This window comes from Microcoleus sp. AT8-A3 (assembly GCF_036705675.1).
In the GTDB taxonomy this organism is placed as follows: Bacteria; Cyanobacteriota; Cyanobacteriia; order Cyanobacteriales; family Microcoleaceae; genus Microcoleus.
This window is the reverse complement of sequence record NZ_JAUBVD010000001.1, coordinates 24,463-44,376: the sequence shown is the minus strand read 5'-3', so window position 1 is coordinate 44,376 and position 19,914 is coordinate 24,463. Positions and strand designations below refer to the sequence as shown.

Annotated in this window: 25 protein-coding genes; 13 read left to right on the top strand and 12 right to left on the bottom strand. The window is 44.0% G+C overall.

Going from position 1 to position 19,914, the window contains the following annotated elements; all coding sequences use genetic code 11:
• Nucleotides 1-441 precede the first annotated feature (441 nt).
• Nucleotides 442-1,362 carry a cation diffusion facilitator family transporter gene (locus tag QUB51_RS00215; protein ID WP_333261234.1) on the bottom strand — a complete coding sequence of 307 codons (921 nt, stop codon included), beginning with the start codon at nucleotides 1,360-1,362 and terminating at the stop codon, nucleotides 442-444.
• 241 nt (nucleotides 1,363-1,603) lie between these two features.
• On the opposite strand from QUB51_RS00215, the gene QUB51_RS00210 reads away from it, so the two are divergent.
• Nucleotides 1,604-1,951, top strand: a complete 348-nt coding sequence (locus QUB51_RS00210) for a hypothetical protein (RefSeq protein WP_015174783.1) — start codon at nucleotides 1,604-1,606, stop codon at nucleotides 1,949-1,951.
• Nucleotides 1,952-2,239: 288 nt separating this feature from the next.
• Here the strand turns inward: QUB51_RS00210 and QUB51_RS30315 are convergent, their stop codons facing one another.
• The 3 genes from QUB51_RS30315 to QUB51_RS30305 form a co-directional block, all read right to left on the bottom strand.
• Entirely contained in the window at nucleotides 2,240-2,557 is a 318-nt protein-coding gene (locus QUB51_RS30315) for a hypothetical protein (protein ID WP_445299445.1), read from the bottom strand.
• 263 nt (nucleotides 2,558-2,820) lie between these two features.
• On the bottom strand, nucleotides 2,821-3,045 hold the full coding sequence (locus QUB51_RS30310) for a hypothetical protein (protein ID WP_445243038.1): 225 nt from the start codon (nucleotides 3,043-3,045) through the stop codon (nucleotides 2,821-2,823).
• Between the two features lie 104 nt (nucleotides 3,046-3,149).
• Complete coding sequence (locus QUB51_RS30305; protein WP_445299446.1) at nucleotides 3,150-3,467, bottom strand: hypothetical protein; 318 nt, start codon at nucleotides 3,465-3,467, stop codon at nucleotides 3,150-3,152.
• A gap of 230 nt (nucleotides 3,468-3,697) precedes the next feature.
• Here QUB51_RS30305 and QUB51_RS00200 point away from each other — a divergent pair, with 230 nt between their 5' ends.
• On the top strand, nucleotides 3,698-4,318 hold the full coding sequence (locus tag QUB51_RS00200) for a group II intron maturase-specific domain-containing protein (RefSeq protein WP_333051724.1): 621 nt from the start codon (nucleotides 3,698-3,700) through the stop codon (nucleotides 4,316-4,318).
• Between the two features lie 426 nt (nucleotides 4,319-4,744).
• Here QUB51_RS00200 and QUB51_RS00195 read toward each other — a convergent pair whose 3' ends face one another.
• From QUB51_RS00195 to QUB51_RS00185, 3 genes are all read right to left on the bottom strand, one after another.
• Nucleotides 4,745-5,185 (bottom strand): translation initiation factor, encoded by a 441-nt coding sequence (locus QUB51_RS00195; RefSeq protein WP_333051727.1) that lies wholly within the window; start codon nucleotides 5,183-5,185, stop codon nucleotides 4,745-4,747.
• A 109-nt stretch (nucleotides 5,186-5,294) separates the two neighbouring features.
• Nucleotides 5,295-5,798, bottom strand: a complete 504-nt coding sequence (locus QUB51_RS00190; RefSeq protein WP_333051730.1) for a hypothetical protein — start codon at nucleotides 5,796-5,798, stop codon at nucleotides 5,295-5,297.
• A 910-nt stretch (nucleotides 5,799-6,708) separates the two neighbouring features.
• Nucleotides 6,709-6,831 (bottom strand): hypothetical protein, encoded by a 123-nt coding sequence (locus QUB51_RS00185; protein ID WP_006633228.1) that lies wholly within the window; start codon nucleotides 6,829-6,831, stop codon nucleotides 6,709-6,711.
• A 20-nt stretch (nucleotides 6,832-6,851) separates the two neighbouring features.
• Between QUB51_RS00185 and QUB51_RS00180 the strand changes: the two genes are divergently transcribed.
• Nucleotides 6,852-7,463: a DNA-3-methyladenine glycosylase gene (locus QUB51_RS00180; protein ID WP_333209862.1), complete on the top strand. Its 612-nt coding sequence runs from the start codon at nucleotides 6,852-6,854 to the stop codon at nucleotides 7,461-7,463.
• Nucleotides 7,464-7,512: 49 nt separating this feature from the next.
• Nucleotides 7,513-7,812, top strand: coding sequence for a hypothetical protein (locus tag QUB51_RS00175; RefSeq protein WP_333051735.1), 300 nt, complete (start codon nucleotides 7,513-7,515; stop codon nucleotides 7,810-7,812).
• Between the two features lie 127 nt (nucleotides 7,813-7,939).
• Here QUB51_RS00175 and QUB51_RS00170 read toward each other — a convergent pair whose 3' ends face one another.
• Entirely contained in the window at nucleotides 7,940-9,436 is a 1,497-nt protein-coding gene (locus QUB51_RS00170) for a glycosyl hydrolase family 57 (protein WP_333051738.1), read from the bottom strand.
• A 180-nt stretch (nucleotides 9,437-9,616) separates the two neighbouring features.
• On the opposite strand from QUB51_RS00170, the gene QUB51_RS00165 reads away from it, so the two are divergent.
• From QUB51_RS00165 to QUB51_RS00140, 6 genes are all read left to right on the top strand, one after another.
• Nucleotides 9,617-9,928, top strand: coding sequence for a hypothetical protein (locus QUB51_RS00165; RefSeq protein ID WP_333261241.1), 312 nt, complete (start codon nucleotides 9,617-9,619; stop codon nucleotides 9,926-9,928).
• Nucleotides 9,929-9,987: 59 nt separating this feature from the next.
• A complete protein-coding gene (locus tag QUB51_RS00160; RefSeq protein WP_333051742.1) occupies nucleotides 9,988-10,230 on the top strand; it encodes a hypothetical protein in 243 nt (80 codons plus the stop codon).
• 90 nt (nucleotides 10,231-10,320) lie between these two features.
• Entirely contained in the window at nucleotides 10,321-10,449 is a 129-nt protein-coding gene (locus QUB51_RS00155) for a hypothetical protein (RefSeq protein WP_333051744.1), read from the top strand.
• A 56-nt stretch (nucleotides 10,450-10,505) separates the two neighbouring features.
• Nucleotides 10,506-10,805, top strand: a complete 300-nt coding sequence (locus tag QUB51_RS00150; RefSeq protein ID WP_333051746.1) for a hypothetical protein — start codon at nucleotides 10,506-10,508, stop codon at nucleotides 10,803-10,805.
• Nucleotides 10,806-11,002: 197 nt separating this feature from the next.
• A complete protein-coding gene (gene glgA, locus QUB51_RS00145; protein ID WP_333051749.1) occupies nucleotides 11,003-12,478 on the top strand; it encodes a glycogen synthase GlgA in 1,476 nt (491 codons plus the stop codon).
• Between the two features lie 662 nt (nucleotides 12,479-13,140).
• Nucleotides 13,141-14,190: a Fe(3+) ABC transporter substrate-binding protein gene (locus QUB51_RS00140; RefSeq protein WP_333051751.1), complete on the top strand. Its 1,050-nt coding sequence runs from the start codon at nucleotides 13,141-13,143 to the stop codon at nucleotides 14,188-14,190.
• Nucleotides 14,191-14,255: 65 nt separating this feature from the next.
• On the opposite strand, the gene QUB51_RS00135 is transcribed toward QUB51_RS00140, so the two are convergent.
• Both QUB51_RS00135 and QUB51_RS00130 read right to left on the bottom strand, forming a co-directional pair.
• Nucleotides 14,256-14,777 carry a pentapeptide repeat-containing protein gene (locus tag QUB51_RS00135; protein WP_333209856.1) on the bottom strand — a complete coding sequence of 174 codons (522 nt, stop codon included), beginning with the start codon at nucleotides 14,775-14,777 and terminating at the stop codon, nucleotides 14,256-14,258.
• A 268-nt stretch (nucleotides 14,778-15,045) separates the two neighbouring features.
• Entirely contained in the window at nucleotides 15,046-16,752 is a 1,707-nt protein-coding gene (locus QUB51_RS00130; protein WP_333261244.1) for an iron ABC transporter permease, read from the bottom strand.
• Between the two features lie 126 nt (nucleotides 16,753-16,878).
• Here QUB51_RS00130 and QUB51_RS00125 point away from each other — a divergent pair, with 126 nt between their 5' ends.
• Nucleotides 16,879-17,967, top strand: coding sequence for an ABC transporter ATP-binding protein (locus QUB51_RS00125; protein ID WP_333051761.1), 1,089 nt, complete (start codon nucleotides 16,879-16,881; stop codon nucleotides 17,965-17,967).
• A gap of 75 nt (nucleotides 17,968-18,042) precedes the next feature.
• Here the strand turns inward: QUB51_RS00125 and QUB51_RS00120 are convergent, their stop codons facing one another.
• Together QUB51_RS00120 and QUB51_RS00115 are read right to left on the bottom strand one after the other, a co-directional pair.
• On the bottom strand, nucleotides 18,043-18,378 hold the full coding sequence (locus tag QUB51_RS00120; RefSeq protein WP_333051764.1) for an element excision factor XisI family protein: 336 nt from the start codon (nucleotides 18,376-18,378) through the stop codon (nucleotides 18,043-18,045).
• Nucleotides 18,363-18,782: a XisH family protein gene (locus QUB51_RS00115; protein WP_333051766.1), complete on the bottom strand. Its 420-nt coding sequence runs from the start codon at nucleotides 18,780-18,782 to the stop codon at nucleotides 18,363-18,365. The genes QUB51_RS00120 and QUB51_RS00115 overlap by 16 nt, the downstream gene beginning before the upstream one ends.
• A gap of 146 nt (nucleotides 18,783-18,928) precedes the next feature.
• On the opposite strand from QUB51_RS00115, the gene QUB51_RS00110 reads away from it, so the two are divergent.
• Nucleotides 18,929-19,663 carry a DCL family protein gene (locus QUB51_RS00110; protein WP_333051769.1) on the top strand — a complete coding sequence of 245 codons (735 nt, stop codon included), beginning with the start codon at nucleotides 18,929-18,931 and terminating at the stop codon, nucleotides 19,661-19,663.
• Entirely contained in the window at nucleotides 19,656-19,820 is a 165-nt protein-coding gene (locus QUB51_RS00105; RefSeq protein WP_333051772.1) for a hypothetical protein, read from the top strand. The genes QUB51_RS00110 and QUB51_RS00105 overlap by 8 nt, the downstream gene beginning before the upstream one ends.
• Nucleotides 19,821-19,914: the final 94 nt, after the last annotated feature.

The following is a 19,914-nucleotide window of genomic DNA, read 5'->3' as shown; positions in this document are numbered from 1 at the left end:
AATCACACAATATACTCCCAACCCAGAACATCGATCGGCACTTTTACAAATCCTCCAGTCTCGCCCAACCGACGATGCTTACTACCAAGTCACTTACCGAGAAACAGACTACTACCCGCTGAGGTGGTTGCGAGCTTTAGGTTCAGAAGTCGAAATTCTGCTACCTTGGGACTTGCGACAGAAAATGGCCGTAGAAATCCAAAAAACTGGCCACTTGTACCAATAGTCTTTTGCCCGATAATTATCAAAGCTATTGTGGAAAACTGGGCCTTTTCTGTGGAAAACCCCCCTTTTCCTGTGGAAAACAGCAACTAAATTAAGTGCGATCGCTCTAACCCGATTGATAGGATTTAAAAAATTGGAGGAATTGCGGTAAGTAAAAATACTTTCCCGATTCTTCAATTAATCGGTGTATCCGTGTCAAAATCACTGGTTGTGCCTTCATTTTTCAGAATCGTAGCTAATTTGGTCGGACTCGTAAGCCGGCGGCTCAACGTGAATTAAGATGCGTACAGGGCTGAAACGTTCTTCCAAACGGGCTTCTACTTCTTCTGTAATCCGGTGAGCAGTTTCTACATCGACAGCATCCACAATCATGTGCATCTCAATAAATACTTGACGCCCTACAACACCACGGGAGGCGATCGAGTGACAGTTGACAACCCCCGGTACATCGATCGCGATCGCGTGAATAACTTCCGGTGCGATCGCCATTTCATCCACCAACCAAGGCAGATTTTCCCTTAAAACCTTCCAACCGCTGCTAAACACCAAAATAGCCACAGGAAAAGACAAAAACACATCCAGGAATTGTAATTGAGGTATATTCCAAACCTGCCCTTGCCAAACACCAATCAACCCGCCGATGACCATAATTGTCACCCAAACATCGCTCATCGTGTGCTGAGCGTCAGCCACTAAAATCGCGCTACCGAGACGTTGGCCAACCCTGCGCTCGTAAAAAGTGACAAAAATATTAATTCCCAGTACAATCAACAAAATCCACAGTTCATTTGGGGATATTTTGACAACTTTACCCCCGTTAATCAGCCTTTCAACAGCACCGCTGAGAATTTCAAAACAGGCAATTCCCAGAAACGCAGCTATTCCCAGAGCTCCGAGAGCATCAAATTTTTGGTGTCCGTAGGGATGATCGCGATCGGGCTGCGGATTGGCATAATGATTAGTTACCAATCCTAAAATATTATTAGCGCTGTCCGTGACGCTGTGCAAAGCATCTGCCAGCAAACTGAGGGAACCAGTCAGCCATCCCACCGCTGCTTTAATTGCCATCACCAGCAAATTTAGCAATAAGGTAATTATTAAAACCTTGCGGACTTCGGAACGGTTATCGGCAACCATAAAATCTCCTCGCTCGGCCGTCAAGTTTTCTGGTTTCTAGTTTAAAGCTTATCAAGTCATAACAGGTTAAAACTCTTGCTGAATCTAGCTTGCGACTAGATTTATATTCATTAATTTAGCCTAGCTTCTTGAGACAAATTTTAATTAATAGCAGTTTCGCCGCCCAATTTAGTTGGCTGGTACTTCTTTTAGGTTATTGTATATTTTATCATTAACAATAGTATGTTAAATTTCATTGCCCATGTCTCTTTCTCCGCTGACACTGAATTTAGTCGAAGGTTCTGTCTCCTTTAGCTTTTCCCCGCAAGCCGCGCGGGATTTGCAAAGCGAAATTGCAGCTTTGATGGAAAGCTTGAAAGCTGTAGCAGCCAAAACCGCTGGCGCTAAAGCTTCTCCCCAAAAACCGATGGAATATCGGTATGCAGGAGATGTCTTTTTGGAGGTTTTCTGCAACCCGAATATCTGGCCAACTCCTTTTGCTGCGAAAGTGCTGATTACGGTTCGGGACGATCGCGTGCGCGTCACCACCGAAGCCGAACTCAGCCGCCTGCGTGACGATCTCGCTCAGTATATCGAACAAGTCGGTTGAGAATCTCAACCTGAAACCCGCCCGTTTGTCAAGGTTAAATTCCCATTAGAATCATTGGGGTTTTGGCTTCAGTAGGGTGCGTCAGCTAGGGTTCTTTTATCGATAATTAAGAGACTCTCTTCTGACGCACCCTAGGACTAATTGGCTTCAGTAGGGTGCGTCAGCTAGGTTTCTTTTATCGATAATTGAGCATTACTCACAAGTTAAGCTAAAAGCACTATTGTCAATGAGTAATCTTACTCATATTTTACCTGTTGACCCAATTAAAATATGACTCCATTTGTTCCTTTATTGTTGAAAAAAAATTGTTAGGGACTTCTTTGAGTTCCATGGAAAGGAGAAATAATTAGCCTGACATGAGGTTTTCATGCCTAGCTTAACAATCCCTACATCTTGATTTTTAGCGTAGGCAAAATACTTAACTAGGTCAGAAGCTAATCCTTTTTGATATGCCACAGAAAAATGAGACCTTCCCCGATAAATCATTTCTAATGAAACACGTTCCATTGACACTCCTAATTCATCCGCAACGGCATCTCCTAAGTCTACCAAAACCGCATAAAATAGCCAAGTATCCCAAATCTCGATCTGGATTCCGTTGGACAAACCTGTCCATAAATAACTTAAATTTAGGAGTCTATTTACTGTACAAAATGCGTTTTCTATTCGCCAGCGTTTTTGATATAAATCTGCTACTACATAGGGGGCAATACTTCGGGTTTTCGGACAGTTTTTAGATAAAATCGCCAGGAAGTCTTGGAGCTAATTTGTACTAAAATTATAGTCAGATATGGTGTCTGTTTTGTGCCTGCACCTATTTTAATTATCTGGTATTTGACATCATAAGTATTGGTTAATACCCGCTCGATTTAATAAAATGCACCTTTCTTAATTCGAGTGAGCAATCCAATTTCTTGCTCGATTATTTGTGACCAAAAAGCGAAGTGATAGAAGCCTCGATCCAATAATAGTAAGGTTTTAGGCTTAACTGTTTTTAGTAAATCTTCCTCCCAATTAGTATCTGCTTGTTTGGGATTTTTCCCAAACCAAATTTCTTCGGGAATATGAGTTACTAGGTCTATGATTACTCCCATTTTCCGGCTAATTGACCAATTGGCACATCTGATAAAATTTCGAGTTTACGAAACAATGCTTCTAATGTTGAGCCGTCAGCTATCCAGATATTTTAAAAGTTTTTTCAGGCAAATTGTACGCTATCTGGTAATGGTCTTGATTTTCTTGTTAACCATTTTTGTCGAAAATGAGGTAGTAATTGTTTAAATATTTTTTCACATAAAAATGCGGTCAAAGTTAAAAATCTGAGCGATAATGCTTGTTGACTAATCTTTTGTGGCTCACACCATAAAAATCCCTCTCTATTTAATAATCTGGTTAATTCTGTTACTCCTGCTACGGGTCGCCATAATAAACTTAATATTGCTGCCATCATTAATGGTAGTGTCAGAATTCTATCTCTTAGATTTAGTTGCCGATAAAAACTTTTTTGGGCCGCCATTGCCGGAATTAATAAATCTTCCAGGTGATTCGCGATTACTTCATTTTCTACTTGGGGACGTTTTTTTTCTTTTCATGATCTCGGTTGATTCGTTTTTTGCGACTCATAACTGGTTCAATTATCGCTCAACTGCTTGCCCGGTAAAGGTTTCATCCCATTTTACCTTTGTTGGTCTACCCCCTTGACAATTTGCACTTTTTCTTAACTTGTCACAAATGTACATAGTACAGATGGTTGCGACTTCCTTGGGTGGAACTTCTCAGTTAAACCTGTCGGGTAAATTCATTTCAACACCAAGTCAAAAAGCTACAATTAGCATTAAGGCAAAAGTTAAAAAAGTGATAAAAGATAGTCGTTTCACTCTCGAACATCGAATCAACAACTGTGGTTCGGTGCTAAGAGGGTGGAGAAATTACCATAGATTCTGCGATATGAGTCAACACAACCTGTGGTCACTGCGCTATTGGTTATGGAAATTCATTCGGAAACAAGGAAGATACAACCGTTATCAAACCAATAAGGTTATAAAAAGAGCACTTCCTGCGGTTAGTTGGTCAGCCTGCAAGTTTGTCATTGTCAAGGGAGATAAATCACCCTATGATGGCGATTTTGTTTATTGGTCAAAACGAGAGAATGCTCACTACGATGGGATAACGGCACGACTTCTCAAGAAACAGAATCACAAATGTACAGAATGTAATATATCGTTCATGTCAGGTGATATTGCAGAACTACACCATATCGACGGCAACCATAACAATTGGAAACCTATAAATTTGGAAGTTCTACATCGTGAATGTCACCAGCATCAGACCGTTCATGGTCAGGTGAGAGTCCGAACAGCGGGTTAAACCCGACTTACTAGGTGTCAGACTAGGAGCCGGATGCAGTGAAAGCTGCACGTCCGCGTTCTGAACCAGAGGTGTCGTGTGGTAACACAGGCATCGACCCTAATTGAAGGAGATGTGTCCTCAAGCAATTGAGGCATCGACTCTAATCAAGTGAACAAACCTGACGGTCAACTGAGTACAGTTAGACCGCAGGCTTCTTTTTCCTTTTTTTCAAAGGCTTTTTATAGTGAGGTAGTTCCACCCCCACTCGCTAATATAGTATCAGAGTATTTCCCGAGCATCTTGGGGTATAAAAGAATAATTGTCGGTTTCGGTACCGAAACCCGACGAGCCTTTCATCCCAAGGAGTAATTCCCAACGGGGTACGGGGTTCCGCGCTCTGATTAATCCCCTCTAAATATACGCCCAAGACTTCCCGGCTGGTAGTTAACTAAACCCTTCCTCATCCGCCGGGTCGCCGTAGGGGTCTTCGCTGGCCGGAGTCAGGTTGCCGAACATTCCAGCATCCGCTACGTAGTCTGCGGGGTCGCCGTAGGGGTCTTCGCTGGCCGGAGTCAGGTTGCCGAACTGTCCGTAGTCGGTACCGGCGTAGTCTGCGGGGTCGCCGTAGGGGTCTTGGCTGGCTGGAGTCAGGTTGCCGTACTGTCCGTAGTCTGCGGGGTCGCCGTAGGGGTCTTGGCTGGCTGGAGTCAGGTTGCCGTACTGTCCGTAGTCTGCGGGGTCGCCGTAGGGGTCTTGGCTAGCTGGAGTCACGTTGCCGTACTGTCCGGGATTTGAGGCATCTTGGTAATTGCCGTCAGGATCGAATTGCTCGCTGTCTGGCCCAACGATCGCATCTTTTAACTTCCGCAAAAATCCGTCTACCATGATAAAGTTCCTCTTTTTTTAGGTGTTGAAAAACGACTGTTTTAGATTGGGAATCCCACATTTAATTGAAAGTCAGGGAACCTGCAATCTAAAATCTAAAATGCTTAGACTACTGTGCCGGAACAGGACTTGTAGCTTCAGGCAAGCTAGTAAGGTCTCGACCAGTATTTTGGTTGTTGTACCCCTGGAATTCGCGGTAACGCACTGCCTCGGACTCCGGAACTGTAATTCCTCCCGGCGGGGGCGTTACCCAGACCGCGCGATTCTGGGCATCGCGGTAGTAAACGCGACCGTTTTTGGAAAGGTAATGTTTTCCCTGCGGCCCCTTTTCTTGTTTATTTTTGTACTGATTGTAGATGTAGTAAAGGGCGGCGGCTCCTGCTAAAGTAATCCCTACTTTTTGAGCATTGCTCAGTCCTTTTTTCGCTTGTGGGGAAGGAGTGGGGGCGCGATTAGTTTGCACTCCTCCAGCGCGAGTGTTGTCAACAGGAGGCGGGGGAGCGTAAGTTCGCTCGTCAGAACCGCAAGCACTCACAAAGGGAAAGGTCAGCAGCGTTGTCAGCAGCAGAGCCATGAAGCGCGATCTTTTGGGTTCGGGTTTGATTGTGTTCATTGCCGCTCCGAATTGTCGGGATTATAGGTAGGGTGTGTTCTGGCGAGGTTAAGGAACCTGAGCTGCTGCCAACTGTTTTTAGAGTAAATTAATTTCTCAAAGCAATTTTGACCAAAAAAGTAGTTGCTGAGAATTTATCAACAGCGCAGGTACGGTATTGCGTTTCTAGATTAATCATCCTCAAATCTCTTGATGATTTACTCATTCCAGGGATATAAATAAAGTTTCTTTTATTTCAGTCTGGAGGTATATGCAAATGCGCGCCTTCGGGTAAAAATAAATTCCGTTTATGGACTGCTCAAAGCAAAGTGAAGCAGACGGAGGGGGGCGAGTGCCAAGCTCAAAGCAGCACTAGCGAGGGAAAGGAGGCGGGATTTATAAGTTAGGCGGTGTTTAATTTCGCCAGACTGCTTGTGGGAGATGCCTGTATTTTTTTGTGGGAATTGTGGAGAGGTCGATCGCACTATTGTAGAAATCTCTTAACAGCGAGACAAAGCCCGCGAAGCTTTTCGGATATTTAGGAAAATAAATAATTTATTTACTGCTGGATTGTCGATCGCAGTTGTATTTATTGTGGCAAAAAATCTAATTTTTTATAACCAACAAAAGCAACTCAAGGAATTGCTGCAAACCAAACAGTGCGGCGAGCGACAGTTCGCTTAAATTTGCCGGGATGGGCCGAATTCGAGAATCCTAGCTTGCAAGAAAATCAAATGCCAGATGGCAAAATTCACCCTTAATGGCAGCCCATAAAACAATCTGGTGTGTCATTACTTGTCAACTTCTTTTCATTCTTTCCGCTCTCTGTTTCTCTTTCTCTGTGTCCTCTGTGGCCTCTGTGGTTCATAAAAAAAACCGCCGACTGACTGACAGGCGGCGGTTTTTTTAAGCAACTAACAATCGCCTAAAATTAGTGAGCAGAACCGTTACCGTGATACTTGTCAGTATCGTAGAATCCGTTTTTTGTGCCAAAGAACAGACAACAAACGGTGAAAACTGCTGTCAAGACTGCTAAAACTAACTTAACGTCCATAATTTACCTGCTGTTGTTGAGTGAGTGCAAATACTCAGATTGTAGAATCTTTTTGGCTGGCGCGGCCATCTACCAGCGTAGCGCCAGATTTACTGGGATGCTCGCTGGTGCGGCAGTTTCCTGACGGCGAGACGATTCGGGGAATGATTGTCGAAACCGAAGCTTACGGGCCCGGAGATCCCGCTTGTCACGCTTACCGACAACGCACTCCTCGCAATGAGGTGATGTTCGGGCCTCCGGGTATGAGCTACATTTACCTAATTTACGGGATGTATCACTGTTTTAACGTGGTGACGGATGCAGAGGGAGTTGCTAGTGGTGTGCTGATTCGAGCTTTGCAGGTAGATGTGGTTCCCCAAGAATTCGCTGCAATTCCTGAGAAGAAGCGATCGCGCCTCGCCGCCGGGCCTGGGAAACTGTGTAAGGTACTGCTGATCGATCGAACTTTAAGCGGTTTTCCCTTGGGTGCAGGCCAACCCCTGCGATTGGAACACCGGAGCGAGCAATTTCAGCAAGCTGTGGAGGAGGGTACAATAAATTTTGTCCAAACTACGCGGATCGGGATTTCTCAAGGCATGGATTTGCCTTGGCGCTGGTATGTAGGGAACTGTACGGCTGTGTCACAACTCTAGTAATGTCAAAGGTATCAGCGTAAATTTTGTAGCTTATCTTCGTGAAATTATGGCTTACTCTTCTGAAAACCCGATCGTCCAACTCAAAAAATGCCTGACGCTGGCTCAGGATGTTGGTAGTCACAGTGAAGCCAACCGGGCATTCCAGCAATTGTGTGGGATTATCGATGCTGAAAACCCAATGGCGGCGCAACTTTTGGAGATGCTATGGGAAGAAGCAATTATGGCGAGGCGATCGGCCTTATTTTGGCAGCAAATGAGCGATGTTGAGAAAGATATGGCTAATAGAATGATGGAAAATATGACGCAGATGCGGCAGAATTACTTGCGGCTGATGCAGGAAATGTAGGAGTTGGTAATTGGTAATTACTAATTGGTAATTTTTCGGACTTTGCCAACAGGCGTAGGGTGCGTCAGCGCCGATATTTGATACCGATCGAACAATTTGTTTCTGACGCACCTTACAATAAATTCTCCTACTTCATTAAAGCAGCGCCGCGGTTGTAAAGTTCGCGGGCGTAATCAGTCCAAGTTCCCTGTCCCCAATAGCGGAAACAGCTTGTTTGCACCAACAAATTGTAAAGCAAAGCTTGCTGGTATTCAAACTGCTTAGTAACGGTGGCATCTTGCTGCACCAGCGGATCGTATTTTTTGTGAAATGCAGCGCTGAGTAGATTCATCGGTTCCAAGACATTTTCGTAGCCTTTCACCCAACTCAAATCGTTTGTCCAAGAAGCACCATCCATGTGAAAATTATGGTCGGTTTGCTTGAGTTGGGCGATCGCACTTTCCACTTTTTCCGGCGTTGCACTATCAGCATCGACTAGGTGCCAGATTTTGTGCTGGTTAACCCCTTGACAAATCGGATAATCATCAGGATTAACACCCGCCGCTTCAATTATCTCCAAATATTCAGTGCCGTTTAAACCAACAACACCGGATTTTCCCCCCCCTTGTTCGCGGTTTTCGTGCCAAGCTTTGACAAAAGCGCTGGGAAATTCATTCATCATCACGCCGCCATTTTCTCCGTCAGCAATCTGAGTGACTAAAGAAGGAACTGTGACATTGCCAATTTGCTGTTTATTGCGTCCTTTTGCTTCGTAATAAGGCTGCATTTGACCGACCAATTTCGTATCCGAACCTTGAGTTTTAATCAAAGCCGTGATGCTGATTTTTTCGCCGTGAGAATTGCGTGCAACCAAACGGTTGGGAATATATTTTTGGTCTTGCGACAATCCCGAACCGTCTGGATTTTCTACAGAATGTTCTTGCACCATCAGCCAGCGATAGCCGCATTCTTTCAAAGCTTTGATGTATTCGTAAAGTGTATCAGGGTGATTTGGAAAGTGCATTTCTGGGGGCGAAAAACCTTTGACGCGCTTCAGAGCATCAATGCCAAAAATTGCCGCAAAATGATGTTGCCATGCTTGAATTTGGAGCTTGATATCGGGGATTGGAGTTGAGGGAATGACGGCGTGACTCCACATTGTCCCCAGCCATTCTACGTGAGGTTGATATTGAGGATCGCAGGTAATCCGCTTGAGATTATCAAAGATATCGTCGCGTCCCATTTGGCGCAATCCCCACAATAAGTTGCCCGAATAGTCGAGCATAATTCGCGGGTTGCAACCTTCAGCAATTAGTTGGGGAATGAATTCTCCCATGCGAGAATAGCACCAAGCAAAGACTCCGGCGTTGTGATTGTCTCCTTGGTTGGGATGTTCAAACATATGCTGGAGATTGCAGATTAGTTCGCCGTTTGCACCGGCAGGAATTGTCGGTTGGTGCATATGCAGGGCGCAGGCGAATCCGGCTTGAATATTTTCCAGGCGCAGATTTGTGGTAGGTAGAAAGATTGGTTCGTTGCTATTGGCTGCGGCACTGATTTCTGCTTCGGAGCCGCAAATGTTGGGTAATCCTGAGTTGATTTCTTGTAAAATGGGTACATTGGGAGATTGTGCGATCGCAGGCATAAATTTTTCTCAACAATTGTGGAGGGGCGCTGTCTGCTATTGCTAAGATAGCTAGATACTTTAACAGTAGCAGAGGATGTCTGCCAAAGATAAATTTCACAAGATAAGTCCGGGAGCGTGGCAGCTCCTTATCTTGGGTAAAATGTTTAACACATTTCAGGTAAATAGGCGAGGTAAATTATGAAATACGAAATCAAGGTTTTGGAACCGACGGATTTGTGGTACATCCAAAATAATATCAATCCAGAAACGAAGAAGTTTTATCATCCCACTAAGAATATTCCGTTGGTTCAGCAAGCGGAAATTAATTTGAATAATTCGGGAGTAATAATTCAAAAAGGTGCGCTGCATTGGTGTATTGGAAAATTGACCGAAAGCATCCAGGATACCCGCCACGTGATTCATCCGTCCAGAAATAAAAAACCTGTATCCGATGAAACTTGCCCGCCGAATTTATCTCGCGCAAGTCAATGCTTCAATTCTTTAATCTAAAATCTAAAATCTAAAATCTAAAATCGATTGACGGTAGGTGGAGAATTGCTGTTACAGCTTTGCGCGAGCAAAAAGCTATAGTTGTAGCTGCTACAAATTCACCGGCTAAGGTTGTCGAACTCAAACAAGGTGAAACTTTGATAGCTGATTGCGATTTGGTGAAAGGATTTACTCAGGGGATTGAAGAAGATTATCGAAAATTAGGTCATTTTGGCAAAGGCGGTGGAGAGGGTTATGTTTGGTATTATCAGGGGAAAGGTAAATTATTAATATGTGAAAATGATGCTATGGGTTTGGGTTGAGTTGTTGCATTTTTTTCGATCGGTATGAGAATGATGAGTGGGATTTATGTAAGATAAGGAGGAAGAAAGATCGCACACAAATTTGCAGGCATGAAAGTGTCTGAGATTCTCAAAGGTAAAAAAGGTAGTATAAAACAAGCACAGCTTCCGGCAAATTCGCCAAGTTGGGAAGAATTTAGCGAAATGATATGGGAGCAAATAGAAAGAGGTGCTGAATAAAATATACCCGGCTTTAAGATGGTTCGCAAATTGTTGAGCGATGGGAGATTTGATAGATGAAAAATAATGGATTTGACCAAGTAATATTATTTTTGCAAAAATTGCAAAAACAGGCTATCGATTACAGTTTAGCGCATCATCGCGATGAAGCTCTGATGGTAATTGTAGCTGTACCTGGGGAACGGTGGGAAATAGAATTTTTGAGTGATGGTTCGGTGGAGGTAGAGAAGTTTGTCAGTAATGGAGAAATTGTTGGAGAAGAAGCTTTGAGTGAGTTATTCGATCGCTATTCGGAACTAGACGAGACAAATGGCGATTTGACTCAAAAGATTGAGTTGACAAATGCGAGAAGATGAGTTATGTTTTGCGGAATTTGCGATCGAGTTGCAGCCATGCCGAAACGATATCGCCGATCGCAACCGCCGCAAATTCGGCTTCTGGGAGCCCGATCGCCCTGTATTCCCAATGGCCTACTTGCTTATTTGGCGAGAAACCATATACTTTGTCATGTTAAGAAAATATTTTTTTGATTCATCCAGGAGCGAGAAAAAAAATGTACATTGTACAAATTGCCTCGGAGTGCGCCCCCGTCATCAAAGCAGGGGGTTTGGGCGACGTAGTTTACGGCTTGAGTCGGGAGTTGCAGAATTCCGGCCACTGCGTCGAGATTATTCTACCGAAGTACGACTGCATGAGGTACGACCACATTTGGGGACTTCACGAGGCCTACCGGGATTTGGCTGTGCCCTGGTACGGCGGCGAAATCCTCTGTGATGTCTTGTGCGGCTGGGTGCACGGGCAGTTGTGTTTTTTCATCGAACCTCGCTCTCAAGATAACTTTTTTAATCGCGGCTGTTATTACGGGTGCAATGACGACAATATGCGGTTTGCATTTTTCAGCAAAGCCGCGTTGGAATTTTTGCTCAGAAGCAACAAGCGTCCCGATGTGATTCACTGTCACGATTGGCAAACTGGTTTGGTTCCAGTCTTGCTGTTTGAAATTTACAAATACAATTGGATGGAATATCAGCGAGTCTGCTATACCATTCACAATTTCAAACATCAAGGCATGGGAGGTGGCGATATTTTGGAAGCAACGGGTTTGCACAGACCGGATTATTATTTTGATTACGATCGCCTCCGAGATAACTTTAACCCTTTTGCTATCAACTTTATGAAAGGCGGCATTGTTTACTCGAACTTTGTCACCACGGTTTCGCCCCACCATGCTTGGGAAGCTCATATGGGCGAGTGTGGCTACGGTTTGGGGCACACATTGCATTTATATCAAGAGAAGTTTCGCGGGGTGCTCAACGGCATTGATTACGATGTGTGGAATCCTGAGACCGATCGCTATATTCCGCACCACTACAATCAGGAGGATTTGGCAGGAAAAGCCAAAACTAAAAAAGCTTTGCGCGATCGGCTGTTATTGCGCGATGCTGACAAGCCTATTATTACCTTTATCGGTCGTTTGGACGACCAAAAAGGTGTCCATCTCGTCCACCATGCAATTTATTACTCTCTGAGTAAGGGGGCGCAATTCGTGCTTTTGGGTTCCGCGACGGAAGCGGGAATTAACGATCATTTCCAGCACGAAAGACAGTTTTTAAATGATAATCCAGACTGCCATTTAGAACTAGGTTTTAATGAGGAACTGTCGCACTTAATTTACGCGGGTGGGGATATGATTGTGGTTCCCAGTAATTACGAACCCTGCGGGCTGACTCAGATGATTGGGTTGAGGTACGGCACTGTTCCTGTGGTGCGGGGAGTTGGCGGTTTGGTGAATACTGTGTTCGATCGAGATTACGACACCCGCCACCTACCGGAAGAACGCAACGGTTACGTATTTTACCAAACTGACTACTACGCTTTGGAGTCGGCGCTCGATCGGGCGATCGGATTGTGGTATGACTATCATGATGAATTTGAAAAACTCATGCTTCAAGGCATGAATTGTGACAATTCGTGGAAATATCCAGCTAAAGACTATGTGGAAATTTACGAGCTAATTAGACACAAATAATCCGTAAGCTGTTCAGCATTTAAATAGAATGTCAACAAACAATCTAAGTCTTGTGGGGTGGGCCGTCTAGCCCGCCCTGAATATGCAATTTAAATGCCTGACAGCTTAGGATCTCAGATGCTGCACCATTGTCAAGAACGGGCTCTGGGGCCCGTTCCACAAAGAATGAGTTTTCTCGCTTCACAGGCCGTCCAGCCTGTTCATAAAAGGCTTATTGAGAATGGTGCAACATCTCAGATGAAATTGTTGTGGGGAGTAGGGGCCCTAGCGTCCCGCCCGCCCGAAAAATACAACGCAAGATGCCCGACAGCTTATAACCAAGTCTTTTCGGAAAAAAACTGCCGGTTGAGCGAAGTCGAGACCGGATTTCTGACCACGAATTTCTTCATGTGGTACCCGCCACGTGATTTATCCGTGGAATCAATCCCCAATCTCAAATCGAAAATCCTCAAGAAAGAGCATTTATCCGTGGGGTCGCCTCTAAAATCTAAAATCTAAAATCTAAAATCGATTGACCAGCAGTGCGTCAGCCATAAAATAGTTACGCTCTCGATCATCAAATAAGAATTACTTGCATTAATATAGTAAAGCAATGACTATAGATGGCTGTAGATAGACCATCGTGTCAATTACCAGATGAAAAAATCTATCATTATAGAACAATGAGCATTTCTCGGCGTATTTTTCTTGCCAGCGGTACAGCAATGGCTGTCGTGGCCGTGGGGGAACTAACCAAAAAAGCCCCTGTCGCAGCCCAAACCGGCACTCTCAACCTTTATTCAGCACGTCACTACGATACTGATAATGAGTTGTACCAAAGCTTCACCAAAAAAACTGGGATCAAGGTTAACCTCGTTGAGGCGGATGCTGACCAACTAATTGAACGGATCAGAAGTGAAGGCGCAAATAGCCCCGCTGATGTTTTCATCACGGTGGATGGTGGGCGTTTGTGGCGGGCAAAACAAGCAGGTATTCTGCAACCTGTTTCTTCAACAGTCCTGACATCGGCAATTCCAGCAAGTTTGCGAGATCCTCAAGGTTTCTGGTTTGGTCTATCGCGCCGGGCACGGGTGATTGTTTACAACAAAAGCAAGGTGAACCCTGCCCAATTGTCAACCTATGAGGCGCTGACAGAACCTCGGTGGAAAGGCAAAGTTTTAGTGCGATCGTCCACTAATATCTATAATCAGTCTCTGGTTGGCGCTATGTTAGCAGCTCATGGAGCTCAAAAAACAGAAGCTTGGGCGCGAGGATTGGTGGCTAATTTTGCGCGTCCTCCAGAGGGAAATGATACGGCACAAATCAAGGCTGTTGCTGATGGGGTAGGCGATCTTGCCATTGTTAATACCTATTATGTAGCTCGCTTAATGAAATCGAAAGATCCAGCAGAAAAAGCGATCGCGGCGAAAGTAGGTGTATTTTTCCCCAACCAACGCGATCGCGGTACCCACGTCAACATTAGTGGTGGCGGTGTAGTCAAAACCTCCCGTAACAAAGCAGGCGCGATCAAATTCTTGGAACACCTAGCCAGCCGCGAAGCACAACAGCTTTTTGCTAGGAGTAATAACGAATACCCTGTGATTTCAGGTGTGGCGATCGATCCTGTAGTGGCAAGTTTTGGTACATTCAAATCTGACCCTCTCAACCCTGATGTGTTTGGGAAAAATAACCCCGAAGCTTTAAAGGTTGCCGATCGCGCCGGATGGAAATAGAGGCTTTTTGAACAAGAAGCTACTCTTTGTGATTCGGCGGTTTCAACCGCCGAATCCCATCAACTTTAATTTTTAATTTTACCATCCGGCATGATAGCGCCTTTCAGGTTTGCCCCTTTGAGGTTAGCCCCAGTCAAATCAGCACTATTTAAGTCAGTTTCACTTAAATCGGCATTACTAAGATTGGCATTATTTAGTTTTGCACCTCGCAAAAAAGCCCCCTTGAGATTTGCATTACTCAAATCAGCATTTGTGAGATCGGCAGAAAATAAACCTGCTTTTTCCAGAGAAGCACCTTTTAAATTTGCACCTTTGAGATTGACGCTATCGAGTAAGGCTTCATTAAGTTTGACATTTTCTAGCATAGCACCTTCCAACTTAGCACCATTGAGATTAGCGCTTGTTAAATCAATGTCACTTAATTTGGTATCAGTCAGGTCACATCCTGGACATTGCTTAGTTTTTTGTAATGTTTCGAGGGGACCCGCCGCCTGTTTTTGACATCCAAAGGTGACAAAAACAGTAAGTAGTAAGAAGGAGATTGTGCCAGTAGTGCGGTGAAACATTGCTAAGTTTTTATTAATCATCTTGATTTGTAAAGGTAAAAAGAAGATGGAAGAAGGGTTGATACATTCTCCTGAAACCGGCCAGGGAATAAATTCCCCCTCTTATAGCTAAAGTCGGTTGAAACCGACTGAAATCCTAGCTGTCTAGTCGTCTTCAGACGACTTTAGCTATGAGACAGGGGTTTCAACCCCTGTCGGACTTTAGCTATGAGACAGGGGTTGAAACCCCTGTCGGACTATAGCTTTAAAAGAATCAATCACCTGTGCAAGCAGGGAAGAGATTTGGCGGTTATTGTGTTGAAGACTTGCGCGATCGCGCAATTTTCCAACTTAATAAAATAACCGGTAACATCCCCACTAAAACAATTGCCAATGCTGGGCCAGAAGCTTCAGCCAATCGCTCATCTGAGGCGAGTTGATAAGTTCGCACAGCCAAGGTATCAAAGTTAAACGGTCTAATAATTATAGTAGCAGGTAACTCTTTCATTACATCAACGAATACTAACATCATGGCAGTTAGTAAACCTCCCGTCATCATTGGTGTATGAACTGTAACTAAAGTTTGCATCGGGCTATAACCCAAACTTCTCGCCGCATCATCTAAATTAGGCTTGATTTTGCCCAAACTTGACTCCACCGCATTTAAAGAAACAGCAAGGAAGCGAACTATATAAGCAAATACCAAAGCTGCGATCGTACCACTTAACAACAAGCCTGTAGAAATTCCAAAGTTTTCACGCATCCAACTATCAAATAGATTGTCCATTTTTCCAATGGGAACCATAATCCCAACTGCAATCACAGATCCAGGTACAGCATAGCCCATTGCCGCAACTCTAGTGCCTAACTGCACTCCTAAATTAGGATATAACCGTAACCCATAAGCCATAATCAAGGCAATAACTACGGCTAAAATTGCTGTCAGTGTTGCCAAAATTAAACTATGACGGGCAAATATCCAAAAGCGTTCATCTAAGGTGAGTTGCCAATTAGCTAAGGTCAACTTTACTAAAAGACATCCTGGCAATAAAAAACCCAAAAACAGCGGCATCAAACAAGCAGTTACCGCTAAGATTTCCCTAATTCCTTTAAGTTGATAAGTTTGTAGTTGGCGATAGCGGCTGCTAGCTTGATAATATTTAGTCCGACTCCGCGACCAGCGTTCTAGTAATATTAAACCCAGAACAAATAATAATAGCATCGCCGCTAATTGATTGGCTGCAATTCGTTCTCCCATGCCAAACCAAGTCCGATAAATACCTGTGGTGAATGTATCCACTCCAAAATACTGAACAGTACCATAATCGTTGAGAGTTTCCATCAAAGCCAGTGCTAAACCTGCTACAATTGCGGGTCTTGCCATTGGTAAGGCAACTGTCATAAAACTCCGCCAAGGGCTACAGCCCAGTATTCTACTAGCTTCTAGGGTACAAGTTGATTGCTCCAAAAATGCAACTCGTGTTAATAGGTAGACGTAGGGATATAAAACTAAGATTAGCATTAAGATGGCTCCAGGGAGCGATCGCACGTTAGGAAACCAATAGTCTCCATAACTCCAGCCAAAAATAGAACGCAAAGCAGTTTGAACTGGGCCGGAAAATTCTAAAAAGTCTGTATAAATATAAGCTAGGACATAAGCTGGGGCAGCTAAGGGTAACAGTAATGCCCATTCAAATACGCGACTGGCCCGAAAGCGACACATTGTTACTAGCCACGCACATCCTACGCCAATCACGACAACACCCAAGCCTACACCGATCATTAACCAAAAAGAGTTGATGATATAACGGGTTAAAACTGTATCGGTTAAATGTTGCCATGTATCTTTAGCTTCAAAAAAGATACTGGATAAGACACTGATCACTGGTATGGCGATCGGCAATGCTAAAGCGATAATTGCAACTGTCCACCCACTCGCCGATAAACCGCGTAAGGTCGATCGCCATTGGATTGTCCTGATTCCTGTTTGCTGTAGTGATTTTTGGGAATTTTTCATCGCTAGTAAAAAGTCTAGCCTGCTAGTTTATCAGTAGTTGTAAACATTTGTCAAGCCTTTATGATAATTAATCTCACTAAACTGGTATATTGTAGAATAGTAAGTTGTTGATTATTTATAGCAATAATGGCTCGACCGATAATTCTGCATTTGGATGGTGTAACAAAACAGTATGCCCAAGCTGCATCACCTGCGGTGGCATCTGTCACCCTGACCTTACATCAGGGAGATATACTGGGGTTGTTGGGGCCATCGGGTTGTGGGAAAACAACGTTGCTGCGGTTAATTGCGGGTTTTGAACAGCTACAAGCAGGGACGATCGCCCTAGCAGGGAAAACTGTAGCCAGTGTTAATATGTCAGTCGCGCCGGAACAGCGAGACATTGGTATGGTGTTTCAAGACTATGCACTCTTCCCCCATTTGACAGTCGCGAAAAATGTAGCTTTTGGCTTGACACATCAAGGAAAAGAGTCAAAGCATAATATTCAGAAAGGTGTCACCGAAGCATTAGCGCTGGTGGGATTAGAAGGATTGGAAAATCGTTATCCCCATGAATTATCGGGGGGTCAGCAACAGCGAGTGGCCCTGGCCCGTGCTTTAGCCCCTAGACCTGCGATTATTTTACTAGATGAACCGTTGAGTAATTTAGATGTACAAGTACGGTTAAGATTGCGTCAGGAAGTCCGCGAGATTCTCAAAGCAACGGGAACCTCTGGTGTATTTGTCACCCACGATCGCGAAGAAGCACTTTCGATTTCAGATTGGGTAGCGGTGATGCGTCAAGGCCAATTAGAACAGTTTGGCACTCCAGAGGAAGTTTATCAAGAACCAGCATCTAGATTTGTGGCTGAGTTTGTGACGCAAGCTAATTTTGTGTCTGCATCGCTGAAGCAGGATTTTTGGGAAACAGAAGTAGGTTGTTTTGCTGTTAAACGAGATTCATGTTCACAAGTTCCCTGTGATGTTTCTACTCAAGGAGAATTGATGATCCGGCAGGAAGACTGGAGTTTATACTTAGATGAAGATTCGCCTGTTGTGGTTTGCGATCGTCAGTTTTTAGGCAGAGAAAATCGTTATTGTTTAAAAACACCTTCTGGCGAAAAGTTATATGCACTCACAACCACAGGGAATGTTTTTCCCATTGGTTCTAAAGTTCGGTTATCTTGTGGTGATAATTCTCCCTTAGCTTTCTTTGTCGGTAAGCCTAAGCCATAGCTAATGGCTAATTGCTAGTAGGGGAAAAATCCTCTCCCTCTTCCCATCTCGGAGTTTCCCCCTCTTCCTTCTTCCTTATACTGCCTGATAGGTTTTCTGTCTATCGCTGTTGTCAGGGAAGGGGCTAGTCACGATATCCTCTGCTTTTATACCCGCTGCAATCAGCGCTTGGCTTAGACCTTCCTCGAAGTTATCCTCTTCAATTACAACTTGATTATCGACTAAACGAGCATGAAACAGAATCGTGTCAATCCAGCGCTGTTTATCCCAGCCTGTAGCCAGAATCAGAAACTGACCCGAATCGACATCACAGACGGGGTAAAGCTGGATCGCTTGTAAACGGGGTTGGGTGCGAGTTGCTTCTTGCAGGGTTTTTTTGAGGATGTCTGCATAGCTTAGTGAGTTATCCATTGGAGAATCACCTCTTGACTTGGTTCGTAAACTAATAAGTTGATTTTATTTCGCTGGACGGCTAACTGAAAAATCGGTTTTTGAAAGTGTTTAATGTAGATGGCTTGGCTCACAGCTAAAAACAACTGACGCTCCGGTTCTTGGCCTTCCAATGCCCATTGGTAAAGCTGAAGCTGTCCCATCGTTTTTTCCAGTTCGCTGATGACTGAGGCTGAATCGAAGTCTTTGATTTCAACAGCGATTTTCTGCCCTTCTTTTTCCGCAGTAAAAAACTTTTCTGCTCCTAAGTCGGCTTTCAAAAGTGTCTGTTCTAACACTAAGACTAAAGGATCGTCCGTAATTGTCCACCCGTCTTTTTCGAGGGTGCGACGTAGAGAGAAGTGTAAATTATCGCGTCTAGACATTCGACATTCGAGAATTGAGGTTAGGAAAGATAAGCAGGGACTTTTTGAACTCCTATGTCTTGCAGATATCGCTTATTATGATATAGGGTAACACATCTGCGATACAATTTAAGTTATACGTCATATAAAACTGGTAGGGAGTTTAAATGGCAAGGCAACCAATTGTTCTCAATGGAATAGAGTTCAAATTCCAGAAAGATGCTATTGAACACTTCAGAAATATGTTGGAGCGCTATCGAAATGGTCAAAGCATAGCAGGTGATGATCGCGATATGTTACTAGCTCTTCTGGAGCGCCATCCTGAAGCAGATAAAAAGATTGGATGTGGTATAAAACGTTTGTACAAATATAGAACCGATATGCCGACAAGTTGCTTTTGGATAGAAAGAACAGATGGATCTAAAACAGATTTTTCTTATCGCACAGCGATTTCTGCTAAAGGAAAGTCTCTTTATCAAGATTTTTTAGAAGCCTGCCGTGCCGCTGTTCAAGATGATCTTCGGCTAACTAAAAAAATATTCTTTGAAAAGTTTGCCGATCAGGATGGAAGAGTTGAATGCGATATTACTGGTGATAAAGTAGCTATTTATGAGAGCCATCTTGACCATAAAAAGCCCTTGACATTTCAGGTTCTTGTGAACACTTTTATTGGCGCTAATGATATTGAAATAAAACCTGAAATGTTGTTAATGTCCCAGGATGCCCAGTTTCAAACAACTATGATTGATCAAGAGTTAAAGGATAAGTTTCGACGATATCATCATAAAATGGCGCAGCTTAGGGTTATTAAAGCGGAACAAAATCTTAGTCTTGGCGGCTCGGAGAGAATTCGGAAGAGCCGTAATCCTGTATTGATTCCTAATGAACTTGTAGGTGACTGACGTATCACATCCCTGTGGGAGTGGATTGACTCAGATTTCTGGTGCATCGCGAATTTTTCTGGCAGCCACTCAACAGGAAGGTTACATTTTTTCCCGACAGGTGAAATGCGATCGCCCGCAACTCCTTCCCACCGATCGCCCTCTTTTCCTATCCTAAAAAAATACAGCCACCACCAAGGATCAAATCAGATCCGGATCGATCGCCAATATGCCACCAACCCCGTCAGCAACGAATTCCCCTAGCTATCCCA

Coding starts and splice junctions, on each gene's coding strand:
- QUB51_RS00215 (WP_333261234.1), bottom strand. CDS start 1,362: ATGGTTGCCGATAACCGTTCCGAAGTCCGCAAGGTTTTAATAATTACC.
- QUB51_RS00210 (WP_015174783.1), top strand. CDS start 1,604: ATGTCTCTTTCTCCGCTGACACTGAATTTAGTCGAAGGTTCTGTCTCC.
- QUB51_RS30310 (WP_445243038.1), bottom strand. CDS start 3,045: ATGGGAGTAATCATAGACCTAGTAACTCATATTCCCGAAGAAATTTGG.
- QUB51_RS30305 (WP_445299446.1), bottom strand. CDS start 3,467: ATGGCGGCCCAAAAAAGTTTTTATCGGCAACTAAATCTAAGAGATAGA.
- QUB51_RS00200 (WP_333051724.1), top strand. CDS start 3,698: ATGGTTGCGACTTCCTTGGGTGGAACTTCTCAGTTAAACCTGTCGGGT.
- QUB51_RS00195 (WP_333051727.1), bottom strand. CDS start 5,185: ATGGTAGACGGATTTTTGCGGAAGTTAAAAGATGCGATCGTTGGGCCA.
- QUB51_RS00190 (WP_333051730.1), bottom strand. CDS start 5,798: ATGAACACAATCAAACCCGAACCCAAAAGATCGCGCTTCATGGCTCTG.
- QUB51_RS00185 (WP_006633228.1), bottom strand. CDS start 6,831: ATGGACGTTAAGTTAGTTTTAGCAGTCTTGACAGCAGTTTTCACCGTT.
- QUB51_RS00175 (WP_333051735.1), top strand. CDS start 7,513: ATGGCTTACTCTTCTGAAAACCCGATCGTCCAACTCAAAAAATGCCTG.
- QUB51_RS00170 (WP_333051738.1), bottom strand. CDS start 9,436: ATGCCTGCGATCGCACAATCTCCCAATGTACCCATTTTACAAGAAATC.
- QUB51_RS00165 (WP_333261241.1), top strand. CDS start 9,617: ATGAAATACGAAATCAAGGTTTTGGAACCGACGGATTTGTGGTACATC.
- QUB51_RS00155 (WP_333051744.1), top strand. CDS start 10,321: ATGAAAGTGTCTGAGATTCTCAAAGGTAAAAAAGGTAGTATAAAACAA.
- QUB51_RS00150 (WP_333051746.1), top strand. CDS start 10,506: ATGAAAAATAATGGATTTGACCAAGTAATATTATTTTTGCAAAAATTG.
- glgA (WP_333051749.1), top strand. CDS start 11,003: ATGTACATTGTACAAATTGCCTCGGAGTGCGCCCCCGTCATCAAAGCA.
- QUB51_RS00140 (WP_333051751.1), top strand. CDS start 13,141: ATGAGCATTTCTCGGCGTATTTTTCTTGCCAGCGGTACAGCAATGGCT.
- QUB51_RS00135 (WP_333209856.1), bottom strand. CDS start 14,777: ATGATTAATAAAAACTTAGCAATGTTTCACCGCACTACTGGCACAATC.
- QUB51_RS00130 (WP_333261244.1), bottom strand. CDS start 16,752: ATGAAAAATTCCCAAAAATCACTACAGCAAACAGGAATCAGGACAATC.
- QUB51_RS00125 (WP_333051761.1), top strand. CDS start 16,879: ATGGCTCGACCGATAATTCTGCATTTGGATGGTGTAACAAAACAGTAT.
- QUB51_RS00120 (WP_333051764.1), bottom strand. CDS start 18,378: ATGGATAACTCACTAAGCTATGCAGACATCCTCAAAAAAACCCTGCAA.
- QUB51_RS00115 (WP_333051766.1), bottom strand. CDS start 18,782: ATGTCTAGACGCGATAATTTACACTTCTCTCTACGTCGCACCCTCGAA.
- QUB51_RS00110 (WP_333051769.1), top strand. CDS start 18,929: ATGGCAAGGCAACCAATTGTTCTCAATGGAATAGAGTTCAAATTCCAG.